This is a genomic window from Massilia aquatica (assembly GCF_011682045.1).
GTDB classification, from domain to species: domain Bacteria; phylum Pseudomonadota; class Gammaproteobacteria; order Burkholderiales; family Burkholderiaceae_D; genus Telluria_A; species Telluria_A aquatica.
This window is the reverse complement of the sequence record NZ_VVIW01000015.1, coordinates 43,755-56,034: the sequence shown is the minus strand read 5'-3', so window position 1 is coordinate 56,034 and position 12,280 is coordinate 43,755. Positions and strand designations below refer to the sequence as shown.

The following is a 12,280-nucleotide window of genomic DNA, read 5'->3' as shown; positions in this document are numbered from 1 at the left end:
GGCGCACACTATAGCGCAAGCTTGCCTTGCGCACAGGGCGCACGCGCCTTATTGACCGCTACATTGACAAAAACGCTTGCTCGGGGCCGGGTTGCAGGCGTCGGTCACGTTCAGCTTCTTCCAGAAGAAGTCGCATTCCAGCCCGTAACAGCTCATTTCCTTGCCCGCGAGGATGTAGCCATTGCGCTCGTAAAACTTGCTGGCGGTGACCGTGCTATTCAGGCGCAACACGCTCACGCCCCAGGCGCGGGCCTGGGCTTCCACGCCTTGCAACAGCGCCTTGCCGACGCCGCAGTACAGCGCTTCGGGCAGCACGTAGCACAGAGACAATTTGCCGGCCTGGGTCAGCAGGGCCACGCCCACCACCACCCCGTCGCGCTCGGCGATGAGGACGTGGTTGGCGGGCGACACGAACCAGCTCGCCACATTCTGCGGCGTCTTGTTGCCCAGCCACGCCTTGAGCCGCTCGGGATCGTTGCGATGATCCGCCACGCAGCACTCGGCAATCGAGCGGCGCAACACATCGCACGCGGCGAACGCGTCATCCGGCCCAGCTATGCGAATCTCAATACCCATGTGCAGTCATAACCAATAACAAGAAGAAATAATTGTTGCCAATACTCAAGCGCAACTCACCAACTATACCAAGAATCGACGAAGTGGCCTGTTGCGAATCAGCCCAATCCAATCAGCCTACCCCGACCCGCGGCCGAACCCAACGAAGAAAATCAAGGAAGCTTATGCGACACTACCCGCATCGTGCTGTCTAAGCATATGACAAAACAATCCTTCCGTTTTGGCTGCGGATTTTAGACCATGCGTCTTGGTTCCTACAATAGAAAGCCCAAGAGAACACCATGAAAACAACATGCAATTTGCGTACCCGCCGCGCCCTGCTGGCGCTGGCGGCCGGCCTGGCCATCCTGCCGCTCGGCGCCAGCGCCGCCGACGCCCAGTTGCTCAACGTGTCCTACGACGTGGCCCGCGAGCTGTACAAGGAAATCAATCCGGCCTTCATTGCCGACTATAAAAAGACCACCGGCGAAACGGTCAGCATCAACATGTCGCACGGCGGTTCGAGCAAGCAGGCGCGCTCGGTCGCGGACGGCCTAGAAGCGTCGGTCGTGACCATGAACCAGGCCAACGACATCGACATGCTGGCCGACCGCGGCGCCGTGTCGCCCGACTGGGCCAAGAAATTTCCCCACAATGCGGCACCGTTTTATTCCACGATGATTTTTTTGGTGCGTAAAGGCAACCCGAAACAGATCAAGAACTGGGACGACCTGGCCAAGCCGGGCGTCAAAGTGGTGATTCCGAACCCGAAAACGGCGGGCAACGGCCGCTATACCTATCTGGCCGCCTGGGGCGCCACCATCAAAAAGGGCGGCACCGAAGCGCAGGCGCGCGAACTGGTCACGCGCATCTTCAAGAACGTCCCGGTACTCGACGGCGGCGGGCGCGCGGCCACCACCACCTTTACCCAGCGCGACATTGGCGACGCCCTGGTGACGTTCGAGAGCGAAGTGCAGATGGTGCGCACCGAATTCGGCGACAACTTCGAGGTGGTCTATCCGCCCGTGTCGATCCTGGCCGAGTCGCCGGTGGCGGTGGTGGACAAGGTGGTCGACAAGCGCGGCTTGCGCAAGCAGGCCACCGCCTACCTGAACTTCCTGTACTCCGATGCGGGCCAGACCATCGGCGCCAGGCACTTCCTGCGTCCACGCTCGGAAGCGGTGGCCAGGAAGTTCGCCGCCAACTACAAGCCGATCTCGCTGTTCACCGTGGACGACGTCTTCGGCGGCTGGAAAAAAGCCCAGAAAACCCACTTCGACGACGGTGGCGAGTTCGACAAAATCTACCAGGCCAAGTAAGCATGGCCACCGCTTCCGCCATCGGCGCGGAAGCGGTTTTCAACACCCCTCTTCCCCCTTCCGGTAGCATTTTTACCACCCGAATAGCATACGAGAAACTTTGCTTTCTTGAAATAATTCAGTCACTTACGCGACTTTATTAAGGTGTTTATTGCGCTCGCGCTCGTTTTGCCGCGTGCACGCTAGACATGTCCGCGCCTTTGATGCTATCGTGCCCCTATAGTAGTTGCCGCATAGAATTAATCCATTCAGCAACTGCCGCGCACCTCGCGCCGCCCTTGACCCAAGCCCTACTGCAAAGACCCACCACATGATCAAGAAATTGCTTGTCACCCTACTGATGTCGATGTCGGCCGCGGCCGCCGTGGCCGTGCCTTTCGGCTCGCAATCGGTACTGGTGATTGAGGACGCCACCGGCAAGGTGCTCCTCGAAAAGAATTCAAACCAGGTCGTCTCGATCGCCTCGCTGACCAAGCTGATGACCGCCATGGTCGTGCTCGACGCAAAGCAGAACATGAACGAGCTGATCGCCATCGACGAGCGCGATGTCGACATCGTCAAGCACAGCAGCTCGCGCGTGCCGGTCGGTGGCGTGATCAGCCGCCAGGACGTGCTCACCCTGGCCCTGATGAGCTCCGACAACCGTGCCGCCGCCGCCCTGGGCCGCACCTTTCCGGGCGGCGTGGTCGCCTTCAAGTCGGCCGTGCGCGCCAAGGTGGCTGCGCTGGGCATGACGCAGACGGTCATCGAGGAGCCGACCGGCCTGTCGCCGAACAACAAGTCGACGGCGCTGGATTTGGTCAAAATGGCCCGGGCGGCGTCGGCGTATCCGGAAATTGCGCGCATCACGACCGAGTCGAGCGACACGATCAATATCAGCGGGCGCGATGTGGAGTACCGCAACACCAACCGCCTGGTCGGCGCCAAGGGCTGGGAAATCGGCCTGTCGAAGACCGGGTATACTGAAGAAGCGGGCCGCTGCCTGATCATGAAAATCAAATCGGCGGGCAAGAATGCGACGTTGGTGCTGCTCAATGCCAAAGCCAGTTCGGCGCGCATCGTCGATGCGCTGAGTATTCGCCGTTTTATCGCCGGCGATGAAGCGCCGGCGCCGGTGATTGCGCGCGCCAGGACGCGCCAGCGCAGCAACGCGCCGGTGATCGTGCTGGCGTCGGCGGCGCGTGCGCCGGTGATCAAGGCCAGCCTGCGCGGTCACGGACGCCATCAGCCGCGACTGGTGGCCTCGGCCAAAACCCCGGTGGTCAAGGCGCGCCTGACCAGCCGCGCGAAGTTAAAGCAGAACAAGCCCGTCATCCACGTTCACCGCCGCGCTCGATAGACACGGCACGGCTCCGGGGTGCTCGCGCAAGCGATCACCCTGCAATCATCTCCCTGAGTCCGCTGGCCCGCTGCGTGCGCTGCGCAATCGACTCACCCAGAATCGCCGTCCCCGGCGACACCAGCGTGAACTGCGCGCTGGCCCGCGTAATCCCCGTATAAATCAGCTCGCGCGCAATCATCGCCCCGCGCTCGCGCGGCAGCACCAGCACCGTGTGGGCAAACTCCGAGCCCTGCGATTTGTGCACCGTCATCGCGAACGCCGTTTCCACATGCCGCAACCTGGTCGCCAGCACGCTGCGCACCTTGTCGCCCTCCAGGAAGTACACGCGCAGCGATCCCGGACGCGCCGGGTCGCCCAGGGTCAGCCCGATATCGCCATTGAATACGCCGGTGCCGTAGTCGTTCCGGGTAATCATGACCGGCCGCCCCACATACCACTCGCCGCGGCGCCGGATCAGTCCCGCGCCGTCGAGCCGCTGTTCGATCGCCTCGTTCAGGCCGCCCACGCCCCACTCACCCTCGCGCACCGCGCACAGCACGCGGAATGCCTCGAAACGGTGCAGCACCGCGCGCACCCAGGTCTCGTGCGCGGCGCCGCCATCGCCCTCTTTCAACAGCGACAGATACGGCGCATAGCCGTCGAAGGCCAGCTGCACCACATGCTGCTGGTGGCCCTGCTCGATCCAGCGCACCGTGCCGTCGCCAGCGCGCAGCACTTCCTCGGCGCGCGCCACGTCGCCCGCATTCACCGCCAGCGCCAGTTGCCCGATCGGGCCACTGAAACGGCGGCTGCTGCGCAGCATGACGGTCTGCTGCGCCAGCGCTCCGCCCGTGCCGCCATAGTCGGCCGGAATGGTCTCGCCGCTGGCCGCCAGCGCATACGCCATGGTGGCCGCCGAGTAGCCGCCGGCCTGGGCGTCGCGGCACAAGTCGCCCAGCACCGCACCCGCTTCCACCGACGCCAGCTGGTCTTTGTCGCCAAGCAGGATCAAGGTCGCGCCGGCGGGCAGCGCGTCCAGCAGCGACGCCATCATCTCCAGATGCACCATCGACGCTTCGTCGACAATGAGCACATCGATATCGAGCGGATTACCCTTGTTGTGCGCGAAGGTGCGGGTGTCGGGACGCGCACCGAGCAAACTATGCAGGGTGCGCGCCGCGCCCATGCGGGCAGTCAGGTCGCGCAGCGGCAAGGTGGTGCCGACCTTGTCGGCCAGCTCGGTGAGCGCCTTGTCGATCGATTGCTTGAGGCGCGCCGCCGCCTTGCCGGTCGGCGCGGCCAGGGCGATGCGCTGGCGTCCGGCGTCCGGCGCCATCGCGAACAGCAATGCCAGCAGGCGCGCCACGGTGTAGGTCTTGCCGGTGCCCGGCCCGCCGGTGATGATGGCGATCGAACCGCGCAGCGCGATCGCGCAGGCCAGCTTTTGCCAGTCCGGCCCCTTGGTACGGCGCTCGGACGCAAACAGCACATCGAGCCAGATGCGCACCGCCGGCGCATCGACCTCGCGCACTTGCCCGGCGCGCGCGCGGATGGTGTGCGCGACCAGCGTTTCGTCGCGCCAGTAGCGGCGCAGGTACAGGCGCTCGCCGTCGAGCACCAAAGGCTGGTCGAAATCGAGGTCGCCCACGCGCCACACCTGGTCGGAGGCCGTCAACTGGTCGATCCAGCCCTTGCGGTTCTTCGGCAGTGCCCCGGCCGACCTGGCCAGCGCATCCCACTGCTCCTTGTCCCAGGCCATCAGGGTGGCCGGGTCGAGCGCCAGCTGGTCGAGCATCAGGCAGCTGTGGCCGCGCCCCTCCAGTTCCGACAGCAGCACGCAGGCGACCATCAGCGCCGGCGTGGCCGTGCCGAGCGAGCCGACGAAGCGCGCAAAGGTGCCGGACAGGCGCCGCAACTGGCCGTCTTCGGTCAGCGCGGCGACCTGGATCCACAGGGCGTCGAGGGTGATCGCCGGTTTCATGCGTCACCCCGCTTTGAGACGCCAAGCAGCGCATCCAGGGCGTCGAGCAGCATCACGTCCGGCTCCAGCAGGTAGCAGCCGCGCGTGCTGGTGTTGGCGATCCCGCGCAGGAATAGGAAGATCGCGCCACCGAGCTGGCGCGCCGGCTGGTAAGCGTCGCCGAGGCGGCTCTTGAGCAGGCGATGCAGGGCCAGCATGTAGATGGCGCCCTGGATATCGTAGCGGTGCGCCGCCATCCCCAGCGCCATCCCGGCCTTGCTGTAGGCGGCGTCACCGGTGCCGAGCGCGTTCGATTTGTAGTCGATTACCCAGTAGCGCCCCTCGTGCTCGAATACCAGGTCGGCAAAGCCCTTGAGCATGCCGTGCAGGTAGCGCTCCGGCAGCGACGGGCGCGCTGTCTTGCCGAGCAGGTTGGCGCTGCACAGCCGGTCCAGCGCGGCGCTGTTCAAGTGCTCGCTGGGGAACCAGAATTCCATCTCGGGGATCACGCGCCCGATCGCCGCCAGCGGCGCGCCCAGCTGCGGCAATGGCGTGGTCGCCACCGCGTGCAGCCAGGTCACGGCATCTTCCTGGCGATGGCCCCAGCCGGCGCGCTCGCAGCGCTGGCCAAGACGGACGCTGAACTGCTCGTCGTCGGCGATCGAAAACCCTTCCTGCCCCATCCACTCAAGCTGTTCGTGCAAAAAATTACCGGGCACGGAACCGCGCGGGAAGCGGTGCCAGGGCGCGTCGTCGGTGCGCGGCGCCTGTTGCTGCTGTTCTTCGTCGAACAGCGTCTCTTCCTGCGCGCGCATGGGCGCCGCGTTGGTCTGGCGCGTGAGGGACGTAAACGACCCCACCGCCCAATTACGCTCGAAACTGGCGCCAAAGGCGGCGGCGTCCACCAGCGCCGGGCGGGCTTCATCGCGCGCCAGCATGGTGATGTGCTGCGGCGTGTCGAGCGCTTGCAGGTCGATCGCCTGCGAGCCGCCGCGCAGCGCCTCCCAGCGCGGGGCGATGTCGGCCGCGCCGATCGGCTGCCCGCCGGTGAGCAGGTAACCGAGCGCCGATTCGTGCAGCTTGTTGTCGCCCGCCTTGCGCGCCGTGACCGCCGCCACGCCCAGCCACAGGAAATGGCGCGCACGCGTGAGCGCCACGTACAGCAGGCGCAGGTCTTCTTCGATACGGGCGCGGTCGACGGCATGCATCGCTTCGTCCGACAGCGCCAGGTCGATGCGGCGCACGCCGTCGCGGCCGACGAATTCGAAAAAGCTGCGGTTGCGCCGGTCGGTGGTGCGCGCCGTGACCGCGAACGGCAGGTACACCAGTGGATACTCCAGTCCCTTGGACTTGTGCACGGTGACCACCTTGACCAGCTCCGCGTCGCTTTCGAGGCGAAGCACGCGTTCGTCGCCGCCCTCGCCCACCCCGGCCAGCTGTTCGGCGAACCAGCGGATCAGGGCCTGCTCGCCTTCGAGCTGGCTGCTGGCGCTTTGCAGCAGTTCGGCCAGGTGCAGCAGGTTGGTCAGGCGCCGCTCGCCACCGGCCTGACGCAGCAGCGCGGCGGGCAGGCGCATGTCGTGGATGAAGCGGCGCAGCATGGCCAGCACGCCCTGGCGCTGCCACACGATGTGCAAACCCTTCAACTGCTCGACCCGCACTTCCCAGGCCAGTTCGTCGGATGAGAGGCGCGCCAGTTCGCCCAGCGACAGGCCGGAGGTGCGGGTGGCGAATGCCGCCCGCGCCAGCGCCCCGTCGAGCGGATTGGCCACCGCCTGCAGCCAGCGCAGCACGTCGGCCGCTTCTTCGCTTTCGATCACCGAGTCCTTGTCCGACAGGTACACGCTCGGGATCTTGCGCTGCGCCAGCGCGCGCCGGATCGCGGTCGCCTCGCGCCGGTCGCGCACCAGGATGGCGATATCGGCCGGCACCAGGCGCGTGAAGGCGCCGTTTTCGACAAAGCCCGCCTGCGGGTCGTTCAGCAGGCCGACGATATGCTCGGCGCTGTGGTGGGCAAAAAATTCGCGGTAATCGTCGGCTTTCAGGTCGTCGCGGTCGGTGCTGCAAATGGCCAGCGCCTGGTACGGCCCGTCGACGCCCACCAGTTGCTGGTCGCGGCCCCTGGCCGCCACCGCGTCGAACGGCAGCGGATTGAGCGCGCCTTTGCGGAAGCGGAAGGCGCCGGCGGGAAATCCAGGATGGCCGTCGCGCCCTTCGGCGTGCAGGAACAGCTGGTTGACCGCTTCGACCAGCGCCGCCGTCGAGCGGTAATTGGTGCCGAGCTGGTAGTGGCGCCCTTCGGTGGCGCTGCGCGCGTCCAGGTAGCTGTGGATGTCGGCGCCGCGAAAGCCGTAGATCGACTGCTTCGGGTCGCCGATCAGGAACAGGCCGCGCGACGGATCGTTGTCGGCCACCCGGTACAGCAGGTTGAAGATCGCATACTGGTCGGGCGAAGTATCCTGGAATTCGTCGACCATCGCCACCGGGAACTGGTCGACGATGCGCTGGCGCAGCGCTTCGCCGTTGGCGCCTTCGAGGGCGCTTTTCAGGCGCTCGAGCATGTCGGCAAAGCCGAACTGGCGCTTGCGGCGTTTCAGTTCCATCATGCGCCGCGCGATATGAAAGGCGGCGTGCCGGTACAGCGCGTGCGCCAGCGGGTCGATCGCCTTGAGCGCTTCCCACAGGTCGGTGGTGGCCTCGAAACAGGGCGGAATCTCGGCGCTAAAGCCCTTGCTGAAAGCGTCCGTGATGCCGTCGGGCGTCAAGCGGTGCCAGGCCGTGTCGGTCAGGGCCGGCATCAGCATGGCCGGTGCGCGCGCCCAGCTGCGCAGCGCGTCGAACCACTTCACCAGCGAATCGGCGCGCAGCTTGTTGCCGTTGAAGCACTTGGCGGCAATCTCGCGCTGGCCGGCGATCCACTGCTCCATGGCGTCGGCGCGTTCTACCCAACCGGCTTTGAGTTTGGCCAGTTCGGCCGCCTGCGTGCGCTCGACCCGGTCGATGGCTTCTTCCAGCGATTCGTCGGGCGCCTCGCCCAGCACGGCCACCCGGCGCACCAGTTCGCGCACGGTGTTCTTGAGGGCGCGCACGTCGGGCCAGCACGCCAGCAGCGCGCCGAGCGCACCACTGTCGAGCGGGTACACGTTCTGGCGCCAGTAATCGTGCGCGGCGTCTTCGAACAGCGCGTGTTCGTCGCTGACCAGTTCTTCGTCGAACAGGCTGCCGCTATCGAACGCGTGCTCGCGCAGCATGCGCTGGCACCAGGCGTCGATGGTGAAGATCGCCGCTTCGTCCATGGTGTCGGCGGCCAGCATCAGGCGGTGCGCGGCGACCATGCGTTCGCCTTCGCTGCCGCAGGCGCCGGCCAGGTCGTTCAGGTAAGGGTCATCCAGATCGAGCTCGCCCCGGAAAAATCCCGCGGCTTCGACCAGGCGCTCGCGCACCCGGTTCGACAGCTCGCGCGTGGCGGCGCGGGTGAAGGTCATCACCAGGATTTCGGACGGCAGCAGCGCGCGCGCAAAGCCGTTCTCGCCGCCGTGGCCGAGCACCAGGCGCAGGTACAGGGCGGCGATGGTCCAGGTTTTTCCGGTGCCGGCCGACGCCTCGATCAGGCGCGTGCCGAACAGCGGAAAATGCAGGGCGTCGAGCAGCTGGCTCATGGCGCATCCCTGTCCATGGGCGCGACTTCGATGTGCTGGCCGAGCCAGCTCGCCAATGGCCCGTACAGCGCTTCGGCCACCGCCGGAAACTCGCCGCTGGCGCTCAAGGCCGCGTAGTCGGGCCACAGGCGCGCCAGGCACTGGTCCAGCACTTCGCCGGACAGCTCGAAGCCGCCATCGTAGGTGCTGCGCGGTTCGCCCTGCTGCAACAAGGCCAGCGCAGTCTTGCAAGCCACCGGCAGCGGCTGATCCATGTTGCGGCGCCACAGTGCCACCAGTGCGGTCAACTGCGCCAGCGATTCGTCGCGATCGAGCGGCGCCAGCATGACGATGGCGTCGCGCGCCACCAGATAGCCGGTGACCGGCTGGCCGACTGCCGCCGCCGCCAGCTGGCGCAGCCACGGGGCGATCAGTTTGTCGCCGCGCGGCGCGCCTTTTTTATCGAGCACCTTGGACGAGATTTGCAGCAGCCACGCCGTTTCGCTGGCGTTGCTGCGCAGTTTGTCGACCCAGTCGTCAAGGTGCACGCCGTTCAGGTCCAGGCTCACCGCCAGCTTGGGCGCGATGTCGCCGAAGCGCGCGCCCAGGGTCAGCCAGGCGGTACGCACCGGCACCAGGCCCTCGACCAGCTGCTCCTGCCACTGCTTGCCGACCAGGCCAATCGGCAGTACGCCTTCGCGCTTGAGGCGTTCGGCGCGCGCCGTCAGGCTGTCGCGCACTTCGTGCAGTTCCTCGGGGGTGGCGGCGTCGTCGAGCAGGCTGTCTTCCAAAAAATAGCGTTCCAGCGCGTCGAGCGAGAACGGTTCTTCGTCCTCGCCCACGGCCTGGGCGTCGCCGAAGGCCACGCCAAGACGGCGCCGGAAGAAGTAGCGCGCCGGCTGGCGTAAAAAATTCGCCAGTTCGCCCAGCTTGAGGCGGTATTCGGCTTCGAGCTCGAACGGCGGCAGCACCGCGTCGTCCAATGTGTCGCCGGCGCCGTGCGCGGCGCGCCATTCGGCCGCATACGTGAGCATGCCGCCCTGCTCGAAGTAGCGCCGGCTGAACGGTTGCAGCGCGTGCTCGGTGGTCATGGCGGCCAGGTCCAGGTCCCAGCCTTCGGCCAGGTAGTCGCGCAGTTGCGAGACCAGCACCGACGCCGGCTGCTCGCTGTTGTCGCGCACATTGCGCCCGACCCAGCTCACATACAGCTTGTCGCGCGCGGCCAGCACGGCCTCTAACATGAGGTAACGGTCGTCGTCGCGGCGCGAGCGGTCGCCCGGGCGCGCCATGCCGGGCAGCGCCAGCAAATCAAAATCGGCCTGGCGCGCGCGGCGCGGGAAGTCGCCATCGTTCATGCCGAGCAGGCACACTACCCGGAACGGCACGGCGCGCATCGGCATCAGGGTGCAGAAGGTCACGCCGCCGGAGACGAACTGGTGGTTCAGGGTCGGTTCATCAAGCGCGCCCAGCCACGCTTCGCGCAGCACCGCGAGCGGCACCGCTTCGTCAAAACCGGCGCTGTCGCAGGTCTCGAGCCAGCTTTGCAGGGCATCAATCAGTTGCACCAGGGTGAGGCGGTCGCTTTCTTCGGAGGCGGCGAAAAACGCCGCCAGCAGCGCGCGTGCCTGCTCGCCCCACTGCGCCGGCGTGCGCGTCTCGGCCAGGGTGGCGCGCCAGGCCAGCAGGGTTTCGATCAGCTGCGCCAGCGAGCCGGCCAGGGCGGCGTCCAGTCCGCCCACTTCGGCGTACGGTTCGATTTGCTGGAAGCTGCCGCCGGCGCCGCTGGCGTAACCGAGCAGCATGCGCCGCACCCCGAAAATCCAGGCATTCTGTTCGCCCGCCGAACCGAGACCGAGGCCGTCGCGGTGCTGCTGGTCGAGGCCCCAGCGCACGCTGGCGCCTTCGATCCAGTTGCCGAGGATCGGCAGTTCGTCCTCGGTCAGGCCAAAGCGCGCGGCCAGCGCCGGTACGTCGAGCAGGTCGCGCACTTCGCTCTGGCGGCAGCGCTGCTGCGGCAGCCGCAGGAGCCATTCGAGCGCCACCAGCAGCGGGTTGACGCTGCGGTCCTTCACATCCCCGATTTCGAACGGGATGAAGCGCGCATCGCTGCGCTTGTGCTGGTCGAAGACGGCGTGGATGGCGGCCGAAAAGGTATCGATGTCGGGCACCATGACCACCACGTCGCGCGGACGCAGTCTGGCGCCGGGCGTACCGAACCACGACAGCAACTGGTCGTGCAGGACTTCGACTTCGCGCTGCACACTATGGGCGACGTGGAATTCGATCGAGTCGTCTTTGGGCGCGCAGTCGGGTTCCGCCTGTCCGCGCGCGCACGGGTGCTCGCGCAGCGGCAGCATGTCGCGCACGGCCGCCTGCACCTGCGCCAGCAGCGTGTCGCCCTCGCCTTCGCTGAACAGGTCGATGCGCAGCTTGTCGGCGCGCTCGGCGGACTCGGTGTCGAATTCGTCGAGCATGCGGATGAAGTCGCGCCCTTGCCTGCCCCAGCTGGCCAGCAGCGGATGGCTGTGCGCGTGCAGTTCTTCGAGCGGCACGCCTGATAAGTCGATGCCGCCGCGCTGGCGCTGGCGTTTGTGGGCGGCCTTGAGCAGTTCGCGCCCTTCGATGATGTCGCCCCAGTAGAACTGGCATGGGTTCGGGACCGCCAGCAGCACCTGGGTGTGGTGCGAGAGCGAGGCAATCGCCTGCAAGGTCTGGTACGGCAAGGCCGACATCCCGAACAGCACCACGCGGCGCGGCAGGCGCCCGGCCGGCGCTTCGCCGCTGTCGGCCGCGCGCACGAACTGCTGGTGGATGGTGGCGCGGCCCGAGTCGCGCAACTGGGGCGGCAGGCTGTCGTTCACGGCGCGCCACAGGCAGCCCTGCCAGCGCTGGTCGGGCGTGAGGGGAATCAGCTCGCCGCGCGCGCTGCGCAGGCGGTCGCGCCCCGCGCTCCAGTCGTCGAGCCAGTCGGCGCGGTACACCTGGTACTGGTCGTACAGGTCGGCCAGGCGTTCGGCCAGTTGCAGGCGCCGTTCGGGGTCGCCGTCGCCCAGGAAGTGGCGCAGCGGGGCGAAGGCGTCGTCGGCCAGCAGCTGCGGCAAGAGGCGCATCAGGCGCCAGGTGAGCGGGCCCTTGTCGTACGGGGAGCGGGTTGGCACCCGTTCGCGGCCAAGCATGCCACGGTAGGCTTCCCACAAAAACCGCGCCGGCAGCGCCACGCGGGTGGCCGCGCACACGCCCATTTCTTCGGCCAGGGCGATTTTCAGCCACTCGGCCACGCCGTTCGATTGCACCAGGATGATTTCGGTTTCGAGCGGGTCGAGCGGGTGGTTGCGCAGCCAGGCAAACAGCGCGGCGCGCAGTTGCTCCATCTGGTTTCCGTGAAGGATAAGGAGGCCGGGTGTGACAGAGGAAGACATGGCGCACAGCATACTAGCTTTGGGCTGGGCGCGGTAGGGTGATACGTGCGGTCAACGGTTCAAAGCGG

The 12,280-nt window shown here is 66.7% G+C and carries 6 protein-coding genes; 2 read left to right on the top strand and 4 right to left on the bottom strand.

Annotated elements, in window-relative coordinates; translation table 11 throughout:
- Positions 1 to 48: 48 nt before the first annotated feature.
- Complete coding sequence (locus tag F1609_RS22110) at positions 49 to 576, bottom strand: GNAT family N-acetyltransferase (protein ID WP_167078826.1); 528 nt, start codon at positions 574 to 576, stop codon at positions 49 to 51.
- A gap of 281 nt (positions 577 to 857) precedes the next feature.
- Between F1609_RS22110 and F1609_RS22105 the strand changes: the two genes are divergently transcribed.
- Both F1609_RS22105 and F1609_RS22100 read left to right on the top strand, forming a co-directional pair.
- Complete coding sequence (locus F1609_RS22105) at positions 858 to 1,874, top strand: sulfate ABC transporter substrate-binding protein (RefSeq protein WP_167078825.1); 1,017 nt, start codon at positions 858 to 860, stop codon at positions 1,872 to 1,874.
- Between the two features lie 310 nt (positions 1,875 to 2,184).
- On the top strand, positions 2,185 to 3,213 hold the full coding sequence (locus tag F1609_RS22100; protein WP_167078824.1) for a serine hydrolase: 1,029 nt from the start codon (positions 2,185 to 2,187) through the stop codon (positions 3,211 to 3,213).
- Positions 3,214 to 3,247: 34 nt separating this feature from the next.
- On the opposite strand, the gene recD is transcribed toward F1609_RS22100, so the two are convergent.
- Genes recD through recC form a run of 3 tightly spaced genes read right to left on the bottom strand, consistent with a single transcriptional unit; the run spans position 3,248 to position 12,212 of the window.
- Complete coding sequence (gene recD / locus F1609_RS22095) at positions 3,248 to 5,176, bottom strand: exodeoxyribonuclease V subunit alpha (RefSeq protein WP_167078823.1); 1,929 nt, start codon at positions 5,174 to 5,176, stop codon at positions 3,248 to 3,250.
- Entirely contained in the window at positions 5,173 to 8,814 is a 3,642-nt protein-coding gene (recB, locus tag F1609_RS22090; protein ID WP_167078822.1) for an exodeoxyribonuclease V subunit beta, read from the bottom strand. The genes recD and recB overlap by 4 nt, the downstream gene beginning before the upstream one ends.
- Positions 8,811 to 12,212 carry an exodeoxyribonuclease V subunit gamma gene (recC, locus tag F1609_RS22085; protein ID WP_167078821.1) on the bottom strand — a complete coding sequence of 1,134 codons (3,402 nt, stop codon included), beginning with the start codon at positions 12,210 to 12,212 and terminating at the stop codon, positions 8,811 to 8,813. Before recC ends, recB begins: the two co-directional genes overlap by 4 nt.
- Positions 12,213 to 12,280: the final 68 nt, after the last annotated feature.